The organism is Fusobacteriaceae bacterium (genome assembly GCA_031272775.1).
Lineage (GTDB): Bacteria > Fusobacteriota > Fusobacteriia > Fusobacteriales > Fusobacteriaceae > JAISST01.
This window is the reverse complement of sequence record JAISTB010000007.1, coordinates 1-18915: the sequence shown is the minus strand read 5'-3', so window position 1 is coordinate 18915 and position 18915 is coordinate 1. Positions and strand designations below refer to the sequence as shown.

Annotated in this window: 16 protein-coding genes; 4 read left to right on the top strand and 12 right to left on the bottom strand. The window is 53.7% G+C overall.

What is annotated here, in order from left to right; all coding sequences use genetic code 11:
• Position 1 precedes the first annotated feature (1 nt).
• The 7 genes from LBQ97_01830 to LBQ97_01800 all read right to left on the bottom strand — a co-directional run bounded on the left by LBQ97_01830 (position 2) and on the right by LBQ97_01800 (position 6512).
• Entirely contained in the window at positions 2-541 is a 540-nt protein-coding gene (locus tag LBQ97_01830; GenBank protein ID MDR1831457.1) for an RnfABCDGE type electron transport complex subunit G, read from the bottom strand.
• Positions 531-1520, bottom strand: a complete 990-nt coding sequence (locus LBQ97_01825) for an RnfABCDGE type electron transport complex subunit D (protein ID MDR1831456.1) — start codon at positions 1518-1520, stop codon at positions 531-533. The genes LBQ97_01830 and LBQ97_01825 overlap by 11 nt, the downstream gene beginning before the upstream one ends.
• 14 nt (positions 1521-1534) lie before the next feature.
• Positions 1535-2857 (bottom strand): electron transport complex subunit RsxC, encoded by a 1323-nt coding sequence (gene rsxC, locus LBQ97_01820; protein ID MDR1831455.1) that lies wholly within the window; start codon positions 2855-2857, stop codon positions 1535-1537.
• 138 nt (positions 2858-2995) lie between these two features.
• Entirely contained in the window at positions 2996-3631 is a 636-nt protein-coding gene (locus LBQ97_01815; protein ID MDR1831454.1) for a GntR family transcriptional regulator, read from the bottom strand.
• Positions 3632-3720: 89 nt separating this feature from the next.
• A complete protein-coding gene (locus LBQ97_01810; protein ID MDR1831453.1) occupies positions 3721-5007 on the bottom strand; it encodes a TRAP transporter large permease in 1287 nt (428 codons plus the stop codon).
• Positions 5008-5013: 6 nt separating this feature from the next.
• Positions 5014-5484, bottom strand: a complete 471-nt coding sequence (locus LBQ97_01805) for a TRAP transporter small permease (protein MDR1831452.1) — start codon at positions 5482-5484, stop codon at positions 5014-5016.
• Positions 5485-5525: 41 nt separating this feature from the next.
• Positions 5526-6512: a C4-dicarboxylate TRAP transporter substrate-binding protein gene (locus LBQ97_01800; GenBank protein ID MDR1831451.1), complete on the bottom strand. Its 987-nt coding sequence runs from the start codon at positions 6510-6512 to the stop codon at positions 5526-5528.
• Positions 6513-6830: 318 nt separating this feature from the next.
• Between LBQ97_01800 and LBQ97_01795 the strand changes: the two genes are divergently transcribed.
• From LBQ97_01795 to LBQ97_01785, 3 genes are read left to right on the top strand one after another with little or no spacing between them, the layout of a single operon-like run.
• Positions 6831-7850 (top strand): zinc-binding alcohol dehydrogenase family protein, encoded by a 1020-nt coding sequence (locus LBQ97_01795; protein MDR1831450.1) that lies wholly within the window; start codon positions 6831-6833, stop codon positions 7848-7850.
• A gap of 37 nt (positions 7851-7887) precedes the next feature.
• Positions 7888-9321: a tagaturonate reductase gene (locus LBQ97_01790; GenBank protein ID MDR1831449.1), complete on the top strand. Its 1434-nt coding sequence runs from the start codon at positions 7888-7890 to the stop codon at positions 9319-9321.
• Between the two features lie 25 nt (positions 9322-9346).
• The gene (locus LBQ97_01785) at positions 9347-10837 is read left to right on the top strand and encodes an altronate dehydratase family protein (protein MDR1831448.1); all 1491 of its coding nucleotides are present in this window, start codon (positions 9347-9349) and stop codon (positions 10835-10837) included.
• A gap of 77 nt (positions 10838-10914) precedes the next feature.
• Here the strand turns inward: LBQ97_01785 and LBQ97_01780 are convergent, their stop codons facing one another.
• From LBQ97_01780 to ilvD, 4 genes are all read right to left on the bottom strand, one after another.
• Positions 10915-12177 (bottom strand): TRAP transporter large permease, encoded by a 1263-nt coding sequence (locus tag LBQ97_01780; GenBank protein ID MDR1831447.1) that lies wholly within the window; start codon positions 12175-12177, stop codon positions 10915-10917.
• The gene (locus LBQ97_01775) at positions 12174-12665 is read right to left on the bottom strand and encodes a TRAP transporter small permease (GenBank protein ID MDR1831446.1); all 492 of its coding nucleotides are present in this window, start codon (positions 12663-12665) and stop codon (positions 12174-12176) included. Before LBQ97_01775 ends, LBQ97_01780 begins: the two co-directional genes overlap by 4 nt.
• A 26-nt stretch (positions 12666-12691) precedes the next feature.
• Positions 12692-13663, bottom strand: coding sequence for a TRAP transporter substrate-binding protein (locus LBQ97_01770; GenBank protein MDR1831445.1), 972 nt, complete (start codon positions 13661-13663; stop codon positions 12692-12694).
• 68 nt (positions 13664-13731) lie between these two features.
• On the bottom strand, positions 13732-15396 hold the full coding sequence (gene ilvD, locus LBQ97_01765) for a dihydroxy-acid dehydratase (GenBank protein ID MDR1831444.1): 1665 nt from the start codon (positions 15394-15396) through the stop codon (positions 13732-13734).
• Positions 15397-15558: 162 nt separating this feature from the next.
• Here ilvD and LBQ97_01760 point away from each other — a divergent pair, with 162 nt between their 5' ends.
• Entirely contained in the window at positions 15559-16254 is a 696-nt protein-coding gene (locus tag LBQ97_01760) for a FadR family transcriptional regulator (protein MDR1831443.1), read from the top strand.
• Between the two features lie 61 nt (positions 16255-16315).
• Here the strand turns inward: LBQ97_01760 and LBQ97_01755 are convergent.
• Positions 16316-18915 (bottom strand): hypothetical protein (locus LBQ97_01755; protein ID MDR1831442.1); only part of this gene is annotated, 2600 nt, incomplete at its 5' end.

The window sequence follows — 18915 nt, the reverse complement described above, 5'->3', positions numbered from 1 at the left end:
ATTATTTCACCTCTTTATTGAAAAGTGTCAGGGCGCGGATGATCCCGTTATATACGGCGGTGGGGGAAATTGTAGCCCCCGCGAAGGCGTCCGTCGTCTTTTTGAACGTATAGGAAGCGTCCACCCCTTTCCAGTGATCCTGCCAGGGGCCTTCCGATACCCTCGCGCCGAGACCCGGCGTTTCGGAATTGGATACGACGGAAAGTCCCGTGACTTTGCCGTCCATACCGACGCCCAGCATAAAGACGATATCGCCGTTATAGCCCTTGGACGTCACGGTCGTCACGTAACCGATTTGCTTATCTCCTTCAAAGGCGGGGATAAATTCCAGTTCGCCGTCGGCGTCACTGACTTTCTTCGTCTCATCGGGCTTGAAGGCCGTCGCCGTCAGCATGGCTTTCTGGCGCGCCTCATTCTGCACGATCAGGTCGTTTTGCTTAATGACCTCCCGCGTAAATCTGTTGACCACCGCAAGGGAACCCGCACAGGCGGCGGCGATGACCAGAAGCACTACCCCGTAGCGTACGAATTTATTTTCCACTTGCCTTCACCTCCCCGAATTTTTTGGGACCGGTATATTTTTCGATCAGCGGCGAAATGCCGTTCATGATGAGGATCGCGTAGCATGTGCCTTCGGGATAGCCGCCCTTGATCCGGATCAAGGCGATGAGCCCGCCCAGCATAACGGCGTAAATGATCCTGCCGAGGCTCGTCACGGGTCTGGTGACCATGTCCGTCGCCATAAAGAACGCGCCCAGGAAAAGCCCGCCCGAGAGGATATGCAGCAGGGGATTGGCCCCCATGATCCACGTCAGGACAAATACGGTTCCGATGGTGATCACGGGCACTTTCCAGTCAATTTGTTTGCGCCAGATCAGGTAAAGTCCGCCCGCCAAAATCGCGAGAACGGAAACTTCGCCGAGACAGCCGCCCATTTTCCCGAGGAAGGCCTGAAGATAAGGATTGCCGTTTTTGATGATGGCGGCGCCGAGAGACTGTCCCGATTTCATCGCGGTCAGGACCGTGGGGCCCGCCATACCGTCAGCCATCATCACGTCGTAGCGGAATGTGCCCGCGGCGCGGCTTATGCCGCTGAAGTTGGTAATGGCCGAAGCCCAGGACGCCTGGATAAAGGCTCTGCCGATCAAAGCCGGATTGAAGAAGTTGCTGCCGAGTCCGCCGAAGGCCATTTTGCCCAGGCCTATGGCGACGATGGCCCCGGCGATCACCGTCGGGATGGAAATCGTAACCGGCAGGACGTAAGCGAGCAGGATGCCGGTAATGATGGCGCTGCCATCCAGGATCGTCGGTTTCTGGCCCATGATTCTCGCGCAGACATATTCCGTTCCCATACAGGCGAGCACGGAGATGACGACGAGGACTAGGGCGCGTATGCCGAATATGTATACGGCCACGAAAAGCGCCGGAAGCAACGCGATGATCACGTCATACATCACGCTTTCCACTGTTTCTGAAGTTCTGATATGGGGCGAAGGCCCCATGTTTAACAAAGTAGCCAAATTATTGTCCCCTCCTATTTCTTCGCCATGATTTCTCTTAATTTTGTTTTACCGAGTTTGATTGACTCCACCAGCGGCCGGTTGGCCGGGCAGGCGTACGCGCAGGACCCGCATTCGATACAGTCGAGGAGATTTGCCGGTCCCAGTTCCTTGTACTGCCCTTTGAGCGTCAGCTGCACAAAACGCAGAGGCTGCAGGCTCATGGGGCAGGCTTCGATACATTTGCCGCAGGAAATGCAGGGCCGCGTCTCATAGGCGTTTGTCTCCTCTTTCGTCAACGCCAAAAGCCCCGATGTCCCTTTGATCACCGGCGTATCTTCCGAGAATTGCGCGAGACCCATCATGGGGCCGCCCAAAACCAATTTATAGAGACGATCTCTGTCGACTTCACAGAAATCCAATATTTCCGAAAACAGTGTCCCTACGGGAACTTTTACATTTTTGGGGTGCTTCACCGCTTTTCCGGCTACGGTCACGACCCGCTCGATCAGCGGAACGCCGTTTACGACAGCCTGGTAAATGGCCGCCGCCGTTCCGGTATTCTGCACGACCGCGCCTACCGCCGACGGGAGCTTGCCCGAGGGGACTTCGCGGTTCAGAATGGACTTGATCAATTGTTTTTCGCCGCCCTGGGGGTATCTGGTCTTCAGGGGCTGGATCTCGATGCCGGTCCCTTCCGCCGCCGCTTTCATGGCCGCGATGGCGCGGGGTTTGTTCTCTTCTATACCGACAATGGCGGTATTGACGCCGAGGATCTTTTTGATGATTTTGATCCCTTCGATAATGGACCTGGGATCATCCAGCATCAGTCTGTTGTCGGCGTTGAGATAGGGCTCACATTCGGCGCCGTTCAGCAGCAGCGTGTCCACGGTCACGTCTTTGGGCGGGTTCAGCTTGACATGGGTCGGAAACGTCGCGCCGCCTATGCCGACGATGCCCTTTTCCCGGATAACCGCGAGCAATTCCTCTTTCGTGGCCTTTTCCCAGTCTTCGACCTTTGACAGCTCCGCCCAGGCGTCCTGTCCGTCGTTTTCGATGCAGACGGTGGGCACCACGGCCCCCATTACGGGATAAGGACGGTCTTCGATCTTTTTCACAGTGCCGCTGACGGATGAGTGAACGGGAACGGTCATCATGCCGTCCGCATCTCCGATTTTCTGGCCTTTCAGTACACTATCGCCCGGTTTGACCAGTGGTTTAACCGGAATAGCCGGGTTGGATTGAACCAACGGGATATATACCATTTTTGGCGCAGTCAGGAGTACTGTCAGTTCATCTTTCGTCTGGGCTTTGTTATCGTGCGGATGAACGCCGCCTTTGAAACCGAAAAAACTCATATGTACTCTCCTCCATATTATTAAAGTTTAACACTCCACAATTTTATCACAAATATCGGAAATAAACAATAATTTTCTTTCATTTCCGGGAGAAAAAAATACCCTGTCGCGACTGCGCCACAGAGTATTCTCTTTTCTTCATAAATCCTGACGTTTAAAGTTGAAATGCCGGATAAAAAACAGCTGACTTCTGTCAATATGTGCCTTCAGGGTCTCCAGGGCCCGCTGCTTGTCCCCGTCCAAAATGGCGTTGATGATCTTGATGTGCTCCGCCGCGGAATTGAGCGTTTCGTCCCGGTCCCGGAACGTCAGGTAGCGGGTCCGGTTGATGTGGTCGTTGATGCTGTCCATGATCTTGATCGCGAAGCGGTTGTAGGTGGACTTGATCAGATAGAGGTGAAACTCCCGGTCGACCTCGGCCAGAGCGCCGATATCCTGCGCTTCGATAAGGCTCAGGATGCGCTCCCGCAGGCGCTCAAGCTTTTCCCGTTCGAAGAAGTTGAAAGCGACGTTCAAAAAGACCGGTTCCAATTCGTAACGGATCTGAAAGAGATCCTTGATTTCCTCAAAGGTGATGTCGGTTACGGCATAACCCTTTCTCGGCACGGGCCGGATCCAGCCCTCCTGTTCCAGAAGGCTCAGGGCCTCCCGAATCGGCGTACGGCTGACGTTGAAGTCCGCGATCACGTCCTTTTCGCTGATGCTGCCGCCGGGGGGATATTCCCCGCTGATGATTTTTTCCTTGACGCCCGTATAAACGATATTTTTTTTCACGTGGTTCTCCGTTTTCCGTTCTTTTTTGTTTTCCCTTCCCATCATAGGCGAAATCCTGTCAAATGTCAATGCTTTTTTTCAAGGGGCCCTTAAAAGATTAGATTCACGATGCCTATGGAAAAAAGCGGCACAAAGGTCAACAGCAACAGACAGCCGAACAGGAGGAAATAAAAGGGTACGCTCTCTTTGACGAAGTCCTTGATCTTGCAACCCGTAATGCCGCAGGTCACGAAGATCAGCGTCCCCATGGGCGGCGTCACGCAACCGATGGCCATATTGAAAATAAAGGTCATGGCGAATTGGATGTCGTCAATACCGTAAGCCCTGGCCACGGGGGCCAGGATCGGCACCAGCACGATCATGGCGGCGTTTCCCTCGATAAACATGCCGATAAAGAGCAGAAGGAAGTTGACGATCATCAGAAACACGTATTTGTTGGAGATGGAACCGATGATGAAGCTCGTCACCTTCTGGGGGATCTGCTCCCGGGTCAGGATCCAGGCGAAGGACGAGGCGGCCCCCACGATCATCATAATCGAAGAGGTCGTGAGGATCGTTTCCTTCAGGCCCTGCAAAAGATCTTTGAATTTCATTTCCCTGTAGGCGAAGCCCAGGATCAGCGAATAGACGATGGCCACCGCGCCCGCTTCCGTGGGGGTGAAAATCCCGAGACGGATGCCGCCGATAATGATGACCGGCAGCAAAAGAGGCGGAATCGCGTGCACGAAGGCCCTGAGGAATTCCCGGGCGGTTACGCGCCCCTCTTTCGTGGAGGACGTGTATCCCCGCTTTGTGGAAATCACGCCGCAGAGCAGCATCATGGAAATACAGAGCAGAAGTCCCGGTCCGATTCCCGCGATAAAGAGCTTACCGATCGATACATTGGCGATGGAGCCGTAGATGATCATGGCGATCCCCGGCGGGATCAAGGGCGTAATCATGGCGGAAACGGCCGTTACCACCGAGGAAAATTCCTTGGAGAAGCCCTTCCGCTCCATCTCGGGCACAAGCATCTTCGCTTCCATGGCGGCGTCGGCGAGATTGGACCCCGAGAGTCCTCCCATCAGCGTGGAAAGCAGCACATTGACCTGGGCAAGCCCTCCGGGCACCCGGGCCATCAAGACTTCGCAAAAATCCATGACCCTTTTCGTGACGCCGGAATAATTCATAAAGACCCCGGCGCAGACAAAGAAGGGAATGGCCAGAAGCGGAATGGACTCCATGCCGGTCACGACCCGCTGGGCAAAGATCCGCGTGGCGATCCCGGGCGTCAGCGCGAAATACGTCAGAGACCCCGCCAAGACCGCAGCGAATACGGGAAATTTCATGAAAAGGAACACGACCATGACAATGGCCGCAATAGCGACAACAGGCATATTTTCTCACCCCTTGAGTTTCCGGTAGACGGCGATACCGTGATTCAGTATCATCAATAAGCAACCGGCGGGCATGGCCCCGTAGACGATCCAGTAAGGAATTCTGAGGATGTTCGTGACGCGGTTTGTGGTGTACATTTGCTTTGTCAGCAGGAACGACTGCCAGAACAGAAAGGCGAGAATGCCCACGACGATCACATAGACGACGGATTCCACGATTTTTTGTATTTTGGGCGGGAAAAGGTCCACCAGAATGTCGATGGCCACATGCCCGCCGTTCCGGAAGACCGCTCCCGAGCCGAAAAGCGCCGCCCAGACGAAGCAGAAGAGCTGCATCTCCTCGCCCCAGATCAGGGGTTTTCTCACGCAATAGCGCAGGATAACCGCCGCGAAGGTTACGAAAATCAGCACAAGCATGGCGATTCCCGCGATAATCAGATCAATATTCAGAATTTTCTCAAATGCGTTTTTTTCCAACTCGCCCTCCTTCCCGGCGGTTTACCCGCATGGCGGCAGATTTATTTCATCGCTTTTTTCGTTGTCTCGTAGAGGCCCTTGGACCATTTGGACGTAAAATCGGGCAGTTCATAGAAAGCTTTCGCCTTTTCCTGGAATTTCGGCACGTCCACTTCGATGATTTCGACGCCTTCGGCCTTGAATTTGGCGATGGTCTCGGCGGCGAGATTCTCCTGGAGTTTGTTGTTGTAAACGCCCGCTTCCTCGCAGGTCTCCACGAGGACTTTTTGCTGTTCGGCCGACAGGGAATTGAAGAAAGCCGTACCGCAGAGCAGGGTCGTAAAATTCTTGACGTGGCCGTCCAGCGTTAAATATTTCGCCACTTCGTGGAATTTTCCGTTGTAGAGTACCGGCAGCGGATTTTCAAGCCCGTCGATGGTCCCCTGCTGCAGCGCCGTGTACACTTCGCCCAGAGGCATCGGCGTAGGCGTCGCGCCCATAACTTCCATGCCCTTTACCTGGATCAGGTTGTTGGGAACGCGGATTTTCTGCCCTTTAAAATCATCCACGCCGCGGATGGGCTTTTTCGTCAGCGTATGTCTGTCTCCGTAAATCCAGTTGCAGCCGATGAGTTTCAGTCCCTTGTCTTCCAGCAGCTTTTCCTGGCTCTTCCACCAGTCGCTCTTGACGAGTTTCCAGGCTTCGTCCCAAGTCTCGAAGAAATAGGGCCCGAACGTAATCCCCATGTCCACGACGCCGCGATCGGCGTAGAACGCGCCGTCAGCCAGGGTGATCACCGAGTCACCGGCCAGCATCTGGTCGATCAGGTCATTTTTCGATCCCAACTGGCTCGAGGGGAACAGTTCCACTTTGATGGAGCCTTTGCTTTTTTCCTCGATCAGCCGCTTCCATTCGCGGCAGGCTTCGTCAAAGGGTTCTCCCGGGTTATTCTCGTAACCGATCTGAATCGTTACGGTCTTGTCCGCCCCGTACAGTCCGAAGGAAAGAAACGTTGCCGCCAGCATCAACAATAAAACGATTTTTTTCATGTGTAGCCTCCTTTTTCAATTTTTTCTCATTCGTTTTTCCGTATTTTTATGATTTTTATAAAAATACTGATATCACACAATAAATATACCTAATATCAGCATACCACAGAAAGTGTAAATAGTCAATATCCAATCCAAAAAAACTTTTTTCGAACAAAACGGTCTGAATTCTATCATAAATTATCAGAATACCATCAAAGGGCTCTTTGTGCGCGGCGAAGAAAATTTCTTCAGAAAGCTGTTGCTTTTCTCCGGTTTATCTGCTATATTTATACATATGTGAGCTTTGTGTATATTTTTAATGCCGGGAGGAAAAAAATGAAAGTAGTCTATATTGAAGAACCGGGCAAAATAGAACTGAGGGAGCTGCCGAAGCCGGTCCCCAAAGCGGGCGAGGCCTTGCTCAAAATAAAATATTGCGGGATTTGCGGCTCCGATCTCGCGACGTTTACGGGAAACCAACCCTTTACGACCTATCCGCGGATTCCCGGACACGAGTTTTCGGCGGAAATCGCGGAAATCGGGGAAAACGACAGGGGGCTGCGCGTTGGCGACATCGTGACGGCCAACCCCTATTTCAACTGCGGGAGCTGCTACGCCTGTCGGCGGGGGATCCTCAACGCCTGCGTGACCAACGAAACCATGGGCGTACAACGGGACGGATCCTTTTGCGAGTACGTGGCCATGCCCATTGAGCGCATTTACCCCGGAAAGGGGCTTTCCCCCAGGACGCTGGCGCTGATCGAGCCCTTCTCCATCGGCTACCACGCGCTGAGCCGCGGCCGTGTGAAGCCCGGACACAAGGCGCTGGTGATCGGGGCGGGGGCCATCGGCGTCTTCGCCGCCATTTCGGCAAAACTCAAGGGGGCCGAGGTCCATATTGCCGACGTCTTCGCGAAGCGTCTTGAAAACGCGCTCAAATTCGGAATCGACGGGACCATCGACGTCTCGAGGGAAGATCTCACGGAGCGGGCGAAGGCCATTACCGGCGGCAACGGCTTTGATGTCTGCGTCGAGGCCGTGGGTCAGGGCGCCACATTTCTCAACTGCATCGAACAGGCGGCCACCGGGGCCGACATTATCCTTATCGGCAACGGCAAGAAGGAAGTGACGTTCAATCATTCTATCCTCCTCAAAAAAGAGCTCAATGTCTACGGCTCGCGCAATTCCCTGAAAAAGGACTTTGAGGAACTGATTGATCTCGTGTCTTCGGGAAAGGTCGTGATTGATCCGATCATCAGCGACGTATTTCCCGTGGAAGACAGCATAAAGGCCTTCGATACCCTTGTCCACAACGACGGCAGCAAGTTCAAGATCTTGATCAAATTTTCCGACTGACGATCTGAATGTCCATTTGATAAAAGGAGGGAACACCATGGAACTGAACCGCGAAAAACTGAATCTGCCCAAGTACCCGGAAAAGATCATCCAATTCGGGGAGGGGAATTTCCTGCGGAGCTTCATTGACTGGCAAATCGATATCCTCAACAAAAAAGCGGGTCTGAACGCGGGCGTCGTCGTCGTGCGACCGATCGATACGCCCCAGCCGCTGCTCGACACCCAGGACGGGCTTTACACATCCATTGTCCGCGGCATCAACGAGGCGGGGGAAGCGGTCAAAGACTACCGGATCATCTCCTCGGTCAACCGTGAGATCCCCGTTTACAAGCAATACGACGAATACCTGAAACTGGCGCATAATCCGGATTTCCGCTTTATCTTCTCCAATACGACGGAGGCGGGAATCGCCTGGAGCGACAAGGACAAGTATGACGACGCGCCGCCCGCCACCTATCCCGCCAAATTGACGCGTCTTTTGCACGAGCGCTTCAAGGCCTTCGCGGGCGCAAAGGACAAGGGCTTCATCCTGCTCCCCTGCGAGCTCATCGACTACAACGGCGTCGAGCTCAAAAGGATCGTCCTCCTCTACGCCGATCTCTGGAAATTGGGCGACGAATTCAAAAAATGGCTCGAAGAGGCCAATATCTTGTGCTCGACTCTGGTGGACCGCATCGTGACCGGCTATCCCCGGGCGGAAAAAGACGAGCTCGAAAAGGAGCTGGGCTATCACGACGCCTTTATGACGACCTCGGAGTATTTTTACCTCTACGTGATCCAGGGACCCAAGGACATCCTGACGAAGGAACTGCGTCTGGACAAGGTTTCGCTCAATATCGTCATCGTCGACGATCTGAAGCCCTATAAACTAAGAAAAGTGGGGATTTTGAACGGATCCCACACGGCCATGGTGCCGGTCGCCTATCTCTACGGCATCGATACGGTGCGGGAGGCCATGGAAAATGATGAGATCCGTGAATTTGTCCTTGCCGCCGTCAACGACGAGATCATCCCCGCCATCGATATGGACAAGGGGGAGCTCAACGGCTTCAAGGAAGACGTCGTAAGGCGCTTCCGGAATCCCTATATCAAGCATATGCTGATCGACATTTCCCTCAATTCCATGTCCAAATACAAGACAAGGATCCTGCCCCAGGTGCTGGAGACGCAAAAACGGACCGGAAAAGTCCCCAAAAGGCTGGCCTTCGCGCTGGCGGCCCTGATTCGCTTCTATAAAGGCGTCCGGGAAAACGGGGATCCGATTCCCTTGAAGGACGATAAGGTATTTCTGGACCTCTACGGAGAGCTCTGGAAAACGAAGGACTATCGCAAGATCGCGGAAACCGTCCTGGGCCTCAAAGAGCACTGGGAACTGGACTTGAATACGATCCCGGGCTTTACGGAAGCCGTGGCCGGATATCTCGGAAAAATAGATACGGAGGGCGTGAAACAGGCGCTGCGGGAAATCTGAGGTTCCCGCCGGGAGGAATATTGCCATGAAAGAACTGATTCAACTCCATCCGACGGATAATGTGATCATCGCCCTGCGGGATTTCAAAGCGGGGGAACGGATCTCCTTCGGAAACGAAACGCTGACGCTGACCGAAGATATTCCCCGAAGGCATAAAATCGCTTTGCGGGATATCGCCGAGGGACGGCAGGTAATCAAATACGGCTTTCCCATCGGGCACGCCACAACCGCTATTGTCAAAGGCGGCTGGGTCCATACCCACAACGTGAAAACCAATCTTAAAGACACGCAAACCTACGAATACAGGCCGAAATTCGCGGAACATCTTTTTACCGACGCGCCGCGGGAGGTCAATATTTACCGCAGGAAAAACGGCGGCGCGGGCATCCGTAACGAACTCTGGATCATTCCCACGGTGGGCTGCGTCAACGCCATCGGACAGCGGATTATGGAGGCGTTTTTGCGGGAGGCGGGGCCCTTGTCCATAGACGGGGTCAATGTCCTGACCCACAATTACGGCTGCTCTCAGCTGGGGGAAGACCACGCCAACACAAGGACGATCCTCCAGGATACCGTAAAGCACCCCAACGCGGGCGGGGTCCTGGTGCTGGGGCTCGGCTGCGAGAACAACCAGATGGCTGAGTTTGTCAAAACCCTTGGGGATTATGATCCAAAACGTGTGAAATTCCTGGTGGCCCAGGAAGCGGGCGATGAGATCGCCGCGGGAAAAAATCTGCTGCTGGAGCTTTATGCGGAAATGAAAAACGACAAAAGGGAAAAAGCGTCCATCGCAGAGATCAGCTTCGGCCTTGAGTGCGGCGGATCCGACGGATTTTCGGGCATTACGGCAAATCCCATGCTGGGTCTCTTTTCCGATTATGTGATCTCACAGGGGGGGACCACGGTCCTGACGGAAGTCCCGGAAATGTTTGGGGCGGAGACCCTTTTGATGGAGCGCTGCAAAGACCGGGCGACCTTTGAAAAATGCGTACTGCTGATCAATAATTTCAAAGAGTTTTTTCTCAAAAACGGCCAGGAAATCTACGAAAATCCTTCTCCGGGCAACAAAAGAGGCGGGATTACCAGTCTTGAGGACAAATCCCTGGGGTGCACGCAGAAATCGGGCGGATCGCCTGTGGCGGACGTCCTGCGCTACGGGGAAACGCTGAAAACGAAAGGCCTTAATCTCCTGAGCGCCCCCGGAAACGATCTGGTGGCGACAACGGCGCTGCTTGCCGCGGGCTGCCAGTTGGTACTCTTTACGACGGGCCTCGGCAATCCCTACGGCGGCTACGGGCCCACGGTCAAAATTTCCACGAATACCCAACTCTATGAGAAAAAACCGGCCTGGATCGATTTTGACGCGGGCAGGCTTGTTACCGAAGATCTGACCATGGAGGATCTCACGCGGGAGTTTATTGACTACATCGTGGGCGTCGTCAACGGAGAGCGGGTCTGCAATGAAAAGAACAATTTCCGGGAAATCGCGATTTTCAAAAGCGGCGTCACACTATAAGCCGCGTGATCACAAGGCGCAACAAAAACCGGCGCGGGTTCGCGCCGGTTTTTTTGATCCCTGACGCCCGATTTTCCCTAAAAAATCAGTCCCGGAAAGGCCAGCGGCAAGTAGACCACGAGGAAAAACACCCCGATCAGGCCCAAAAGATAGATCACGACGGCTTTGGAGATTTTCTCTATGGGCATGCCCGTAATGCTGGAGGCCACATAGAGGTTGATGGCAACCGGCGGCGTGATCATGCCGATGGCGATCCCCACCGTAAAGAGGATCCCGAAATGGACGAGATTGACGTTGAGTGAGCGCATCAAAGGCAGAAATACCGGCGTCAGCAGAATAACCGCCGAGGACGTCTCCATAAAAACGCCCGCGATCAGGACAGTGACCGCGATCAGAAACATGATCACGTATTTGTTGTCCGAAAAGGAAAGGACCATCTGAGCGATCTGTTCCGTGATTTTCCAGTTGGCCAGAACCCAGCCGAACACGCCGCTGCAGGCGATGATGGTCATGATGATGGCCGAGGTTTTGGCGCTTCCCGCCATGATCTGATACAAGAGCTTGAAATTCATGTCCCGGTAGACGAAAAACGAGACCAGCAGGGCGTAGACAACGGCCACGGCGGCCGCTTCCGAAGGCGTGAAGTAGCCGGAGAAGATGCCGCCCAGGATGATCAGCGGCATGATGAGCCCCCAGATCGACCGGTAAAACGTTGTAAGCACATTGTTTAACGAGAATTTGACGCCGGCGGCGTAGTTGTACTTATAGGCCTGGATCAGGGAAAGGGCGATCAGGATGCCGCCCATGGCGATCCCCGGCAGAAACCCGTTCCGGAAAAGGGCCGTCACGCTCTGATCCGCCACAACCGCGTAGAGGACCATGGGGACCGAAGGCGGAATCACGACGCCGATCGTTCCCGCCGCCGCGATCAACGCGGCCGAAGAATCGGCCCGATACCCTCTTTTTTCAAGCTCGGGAATCAAGGTCGCCCCCACGGCGGCCGTAGTTGCCGCTCCGGAGCCGGAGATGGCCGCGAAAAACATCGAGGCGAAGACCGATACAATCGAAAGGCCACCTTTGATTCCCCCCAAAAAGGATTCTGAAAAGCCTACGAGACGCTTGCTGATTTCCCCTCTGGCCAAAAGATCCCCGGCGAAGATAAAAAAGGGGACGGCGGTCAGGGGGAATGAATCCGTCGAGGCAAACATTCGCTGGATCACGACGAGCAGCTCGACGTCGCCCCGGACGAGGACGGCGATGGCCGCAAGGGCGATGGAAAAGGCGATGGGCACCCCCAGCGCGAGACAGACCGCGAAGGTTCCGAAGAGGAGCCAACTCATTTGCCCTCACCTCCCCGGCGGCTCAAAAGCCCCCAAAAGTCCACGAAAGCGTGGATAAACATGATCGCGCCGCCCATGGGAATCGAGGCGTACATGTATTTGATGGGCATATTGAAGGCCGAGGATTTTTGTCTGCCCAGAAGCTTCACATAGCGGGCCCCGTAAACGACGATGACGGCGAAGACCAGCATACAGAGGAGCTGGACGAGGAGCTTCGCGTATTTCTTCAGGACGGGCGGCAGGAGATCCTGCGCGACGGTCACGGAAATGTGGCTCCCCGCCTTGTACACGCAACCGGCGCCCAGCATGGTCGCCCAGACGAGCAGATACCGCGCCGCTTCCTCGCTCCAGGAGAGCGCCGTAAAGAAGACCCGGCATACGATCTGCGCGAAGGTCACCACGGTCAGCGCCCCCAGCAGAAAAACACAGAGGGCGACGGAGATTTTGTTGATCCTGTCACTGATTTTTTCAATTGCGGAAATAAGCACAGGCTTTTCCCCTCCCTGACGGTTGTTTATTTTGCTGCCGCCTCGATTTTGTCGATCAATTCTTTGTACTGTTTTCCGTATTTTTCATAGGTGGGCGCGACGGCCTTTTTGAAAGATTCGTTGTCGGGATCCATAACGACTTCCATGCCGTTTTTAACGATGTCGGCCAGCTGGGCTTCCTCGTTGTCGGCGGTCCATTTGCGCTCATATACGGCGGCTTCCTGAGCCGCGTCGACGAAAATTTTCTGCACGTCGGGCGGAAGCGACTTGAATTTTTTAAGGCTCATGGTGATGATGGCAGCGGCGTAGGCGTGGCGCGTCATGGTCAGATATTTCTGGGATTCCCATAATTTGTGGGAATGGATGACGTTGACCGGATTTTCCTGCCCGTCTATCGTATGCTGCTGCAAGGCGGTCAGGGCTTCGGTCCAGGCCATGGGGACGGCGTTTACGTCCATGGATTTAAACGTGGAGATATAGACTTCATTTTGCATTACGCGAACTTTGAGTCCCGCGATATCCTTGGCGCTTTTTACGGGCCGCACGCTGTTCGTCAGATTTCGGAAGCCCCTTTCGGCGTAGGCCAAACCCTTGAGGTTCACGGCTTCAAATTTGTCCAGCAACTCTTTGCCCACGGGGCCGTCCAGTACTTTGTAGACCGCCTCGTTTGAGGGGAAAAGGAAGGGGAGATCCAGAGCGCCCATTTCCGGCACAAAATTCACGAAGGGGCCGCTGGTGATGATGCCCATATCCAGCGTTCCCATCTGCATACTTTCGAGCATGGTCCTCTCGTCGCCCAATGAGGCGTTGGGATAGATTTCAATGCCGTAGGCGCCCTTTGTCCGGTCCTCGACGAGTTCTTTGAATTTTACGGCGGCGATCTGGAAGCTGTCCTGCTCGTTGACGGTGGTGCCGAATTTGAAAACGGTCTTTGCCCATACGGTCGCGCTTACGACCATCATCATGATGAATACTGCCAATGCTGTTCTTTTCTTCATTTTTTTCTCCTCCTGATTCAATTGTTTTTGTCGTTATGGGTTAATGTGTATTAAGTTTATATATTTTTCTATTCTTTGAAAATCGCGCCGGTATTGGCGCTGGTGACGAGATCCCGGTAGCGTTTCAGGTATCCCGCCGGGAGGTCCTTCAGGACCGGATGGAATCCGGCCAGGCGGGTGTTCAGCTCTTCTCCGGAAATCTTGAGTTCAAGTTTATTTCGGGGAATATCGATGAAAATCCTATCCCCGTTCTTAATGACGCCGATCACGCCTCCGGCCGCGGCTTCGGGGGAAATGTGACCGATGGCCGCCCCCTTGGACGCGCCGGAAAATCTCCCGTCCGTAATCAGGGCGACGCTGTTGTCGAGGCCTTTTCCTGTCAGAGCCGCCGTGGGGGCGAGCATCTCCCGCATGCCGGGGCCGCCCTTGGGCCCTTCGTAGCGGATCACGATGACGTCTCCGGGGACAATCTTATCCTGCAAAATGGCGTCGATACTCTCTTCCTCGCTGTCAAAGACTTTGGCGGGTCCCTCGTGGACGAGCATTTCCGGGAGTACGGCCCCTTTTTTGACGACGGCGCCGTCGGGCGCGATATTTCCCCAGAGGATGGCCAGTCCGCCGTCGGGCGAGTAAGCCGTCTCTTTGGATCGGATGACCTCGGGATTCCAGACTTTGGCTCGGGCGATATTTTCCCCGACGGTCTTTCCGGTGCAGGTCAGGGCGCTTTCGTCAATGAGACCGTAACCCGCGAGGGTTTTCAGTACCGCGGGAATCCCGCCGGCCTCTTCCAGATCCACGAGACAATCCTCTCCCGCGGGGCTCAGTTTCACCAGATGGGGCGTTTCCTTGCTGATCCGGTCGATTTCCTCAAAATCCACCGCAATGCCCGCACTGTGGGCGATGGCCGGCAGATGAAGGATCGTGTTTGTCGAACAACCCAGCGCCATATCCGCGTGGAGCGCGTTCAGGATGGATTTTTCCGTCACGATATCGAGGGGCCGGATGTCCTTTTCCAAAAGTTCCATGATTTTCATGCCCGCTTCTTTGGCAAGCCGCGTTCTGCCCGCGTAAACGGCGGGAATTGTCCCGTTTCCGGGGAGTCCCATGCCGATGACTTCCGTCATGCAGTTCATGGAATTGGCCGTGTACATTCCCGCGCAGGAGCCGCAACCGGGACAGGCGTTGTCTTCCACATCCTTGACGATTTCTTCCGTCACGCCCGCTTTCCCGACGGCCCCCACGAGTTCGAAGGCGTTGGAGAGCGTGACTTTTTTCCCGCCCTTGAGTTTCCCGGGAAGCATGGGTCCGCCGCTCACAAAGATGCTGGGGATGTTGAGCCGCAAGGCCGCCATTAGCATGCCCGGCACGATCTTGTCGCAGTTGGGGATAAACACCAGCGCGTCAAAGGGATGGGCCATGGCCATGATTTCCACCGAATCGGCGATATGTTCGCGGCTGATCAGGGAATAATGCATCCCGTCGTGTCCCATGGCGATCCCGTCGCAGACGCCGATGGCCGGAAAGACAAAAGGCGTGCCGCCCGCGATCCGGATCCCGTCTTTCACCGCGTCGGCGATGACGTTCAGGTACATGTGACCGGGGATGATCTCGTTGAAAGACGAGACGACGCCGATCATGGGGCGTTTAATCTCCTCGTCGGTCAGTCCGAGGGCCTTGAACAGCGACCGGTGCGGAATCTTTTTCGATCCCGTTTTCATTTCATCGCTTCTCATGTCAATATTCCTCCTTATCACAGACAGTCAGATTGGTCTGACAAGGTATGATTTTAGAATATAGCATAATTTTGCCATAATGTCAAGTTTGACTTGACAAAAAAAATTAATTTTGATAGAATTTGTCTGACAGCAAAAAACCCATCAGATCGGGAGAAAGCCATGAAAGAAGAATTTATTCCCATATCGCAGGTGATCGCGGGCAGGCTCACCGATATGATCTTCCGGGAAAAAAAATATCAACTGAACGAAAAACTGCCCAATGAAAACGAACTTTCGGCGCTTTTGGGCGTCAGTCGCGCGAGCCTCCGGGAGGCCATCAAGATCCTCGCCGTAGAGGGGATCCTCACGATCAAACGGGGCAGCGGCACATTCGTGACGTCTTCGCCCAAGAAAAAGGACGACCTTTTCGGCCTCAAGTACCTTGAGGACAAGAAAAAACTCATCACACACTGGTTTGAATTTCGGATCATTCTGGAACCGTCCAGCGTAAAGCTGGCCGTCTTGAATGGCACAAAAGAGGAAAAAAAGGCGATTCTCGATTCCGCCAAACGGCTCGAGCACCTGATCCGGGAGCAAAAGACCATTATCGCGGAAGATCAGGCCTTTCACAGGGCCGTCGCCGCGGCGACCCATAACGACGTCATCAAACTTACGATTCCCTCCCTTCTGGCGGCCGTAAAAGATACGATCCTGACGTCCACGCACATCGGGGGATCCAAGCGTTCCTACGAAAACGCGCTGATTTATCACCGACTGATCGCGGATTTTATCGCTGCCGGCGACGCTGAAGGGGCCGAACTTGCCATGCGCTATCACTTGACTCGGGGACTCAACGATATGCTGGCGGAGAAGTGAGGGGGAGGGGGTAACAGAAAAAACCGGCGCGTTAGCGCCGGTTTTTTGATTGCCCCTTCGATCAATCGCCCGCCTTGATCATGGTCTGCAGGTTTTTCTCCCACTCGTCCCAATCAATCTTGACTTCAATTCCTTCGGGTTTTTGGTAGAAATTCTGATACCCTCTTGGAATCAGCGTTTCCATCCGGATTTTCTGCCCGTCATAGAAATCATTCAATCCCTTGAACATGAGATCAATCGCGCTGAAGCGCTGGGCATAGGTGTGATAGAAGTCCATGTTTCGCAGGAGGACAGCGTCCGTATAAATTTTGTTTTTTCCTTCCCGGAACAACAGCATAACCCATCTGTTGTTGTCTTTGGCGTCATTCCAGAGGTTGATGTCGGAATCATCCGGCGCTTTGTCGGCGCCATGGACCGTAACGGTTGTCATGCTGTTGCTGAAGTATCCCGTATCGGTGATCCTGAGTTTCGGCAGCTCCAGACGGATTCCGTTCATGGTGATCCGCGCGTTTTTCGCCCACAGTTCATCCACAATGAAGGGATTTACCATCGTGACGCCCAATTCGAAATTGCTGATGGGTTTCGTCGGATCGGGGTTTCTCGGGGTGAAAACAAGGGCGTTGTCGTAGCCCGGCCGCTGTTTGAGGTCATCGGCTGAGATGTCGTCGCTGGTGATGATCACGTTTTTCCCGGCAATGATGTTGTCGATGTCGGTTTTTTTGTCGGGATTCAGGGTGCTGACGATGATCGTCTCGCCGTTCACGGTTCCGATCACGACGTTTCCGTCTCTGGCGGTGACTTGTACCGCTTTGTGGCCGTAAATATCCCGCAGGTCAATGTCGCCTTTGTTGGATATGACAACCAGGGATTCCTTGGCCGAAGTCAGGGTTCCTTTGCTCGTAATGGCGCCGGAGGTTTTGCTCTCGATGTGGGCGTTGTTTTGCGCCGTCAAGGTATTGAGGTTGATGTCGCCGTTATTGGTCGTAACAACAGCTTCATTTCCTGCCGTAACGGTATTTGCGCTCAGGGCGCCCGTTTGTGTCGAGAGTTCCGCGTCGTTCCCGGCGGTTACGTTGCCGGCTGTCAGCGTATTGCGGGCTGTCAAGGTCGCGTCGTTTCCCGCGCCGGTTGTGTTTGCATTGATATCGTGCTGCGCAGTCAGAGTTGCGTCATGGCCTGCACTGATCGCTTCTGATGTAATATTGTTTTGTGCTGTCAAGGTTACGTTGTTGCCTGTTGTGACGGTATCGGAGGCAATATTGTTCCGAGCGGCAACATTTACGTCTTTTCCAGCCTTGGCGCTTCCGATCCGGATGTTTTTCGCGGAAAGGTTGATGTCGCGTACAGCCTCGATATCCTTGGCGCTGAGGTCCTCTCCCGCGGTGATGTTGACATCTCTGCCTGAGTCGAAGAGATTTCCGGTCACATTGTTTTTCGCTGTCAGGTTGGCGTCTCGGCCTGTTGTGACGGCATTTACGGTAATATCGTGAGCGGCCTTCAAATTGGAGTCTTGGGCTGCTGTGATATTGCCGCCGGTGATATCATTCTTTGCGGTGAGATTCGCGTCCGTTCCTGCTTTGATTGTTTTGCTGTCGATATTCGTTCCATCAAGTGTTACTTTTTTCGTAGCCGTAATCATGTCAGAAATAATGTCGTTTTTCGCAGTTAGAATTGCATCTGTTCCAGCTTTAATAGTTTTACTGTCGATTTTCGTTCCGTCAAGTGTTACTTTTTTCGTAGCTTCAACTTTGTCGGAAGTGATATCGTTCTTCGCAGTAAGCGTTGCGTCATTACCGGCAGTAATTGTTGTGCTTGTGATATCGCCGTCTGCTGTCAGAACTGCATTGTTGGTCGCTGTGATTGTTGTGCTTGTGATGTCGTTCTTTGCGGTAAGGACTGCGTCCGTTCCGGCTTTGATTGTCTTGCTGTTGATATTCGTTCCATCTAATGTTACTTTTTTGGTAGCTTCGATTTTGTCGGAAGTAATATCATTCTTTGCGGTAAGCGTCGCGTCGTTGCCGGACGTAATTGTGGTACTCTTGATATCGCCGTCTGCTGTCAGAACAGCATTGTTGTCCGCTGTGATTGTCGCGCTTGTAATATCGTTCTTTGCGGTAAGAATCGCATCCGTTCCGGCTTTGATTGTCTTGCTGTTGATATTCGTTCCATCAAGTGTTACTTTTTTTGTAGCTTCGACTTTGTCGGAAGTGATATCATTCTTCGCAGTAAGCGTTGCGTCATTACCGGCAGTAACTGTCGTGCTCTTGATATCGTTGTCCGCTATCAGAGCCGCATTGTTGGTCGCTGTAATGCTATCGCTGGTGATATCATTCTTTGCAAGAAGAATCGCATCCGTTCCGGCTTTGATTGTTTTGCTGACGATATTCGTTCCGTCAAGTGTTACTTTTTTTGTAGCTTCGACTTTTTCGGAAGTGATATCATTCTTCGCAGTAAGCGTTGCGTCATTACCGGCAGTAACTGTCGTGCTCTCAATATCGCCGTCAGCAGTCAGAGCCGCATCATTGTCCGCTGTGATACTATCGCTGGCGATATCGTTCCCCGCCGCGAGAATCGCGTCGGTTCCCGCTGTAATCAACACGCCCGCTATGTCCGTTCCCGCGGTAAGATCAACCTTGTTTCCGGCCTCGATTCGCTTCGTCT

Coding starts and splice junctions, on each gene's coding strand:
- rsxC (MDR1831455.1), bottom strand. CDS start 2,857: ATGAGTTTTTTCGGTTTCAAAGGCGGCGTTCATCCGCACGATAACAAA.
- LBQ97_01810 (MDR1831453.1), bottom strand. CDS start 5,007: ATGCCTGTTGTCGCTATTGCGGCCATTGTCATGGTCGTGTTCCTTTTC.
- LBQ97_01800 (MDR1831451.1), bottom strand. CDS start 6,512: ATGAAAAAAATCGTTTTATTGTTGATGCTGGCGGCAACGTTTCTTTCC.
- LBQ97_01795 (MDR1831450.1), top strand. CDS start 6,831: ATGAAAGTAGTCTATATTGAAGAACCGGGCAAAATAGAACTGAGGGAG.
- LBQ97_01790 (MDR1831449.1), top strand. CDS start 7,888: ATGGAACTGAACCGCGAAAAACTGAATCTGCCCAAGTACCCGGAAAAG.
- LBQ97_01785 (MDR1831448.1), top strand. CDS start 9,347: ATGAAAGAACTGATTCAACTCCATCCGACGGATAATGTGATCATCGCC.
- LBQ97_01780 (MDR1831447.1), bottom strand. CDS start 12,177: ATGAGTTGGCTCCTCTTCGGAACCTTCGCGGTCTGTCTCGCGCTGGGG.
- LBQ97_01770 (MDR1831445.1), bottom strand. CDS start 13,663: ATGAAGAAAAGAACAGCATTGGCAGTATTCATCATGATGATGGTCGTA.
- ilvD (MDR1831444.1), bottom strand. CDS start 15,396: ATGAGAAGCGATGAAATGAAAACGGGATCGAAAAAGATTCCGCACCGG.
- LBQ97_01760 (MDR1831443.1), top strand. CDS start 15,559: ATGAAAGAAGAATTTATTCCCATATCGCAGGTGATCGCGGGCAGGCTC.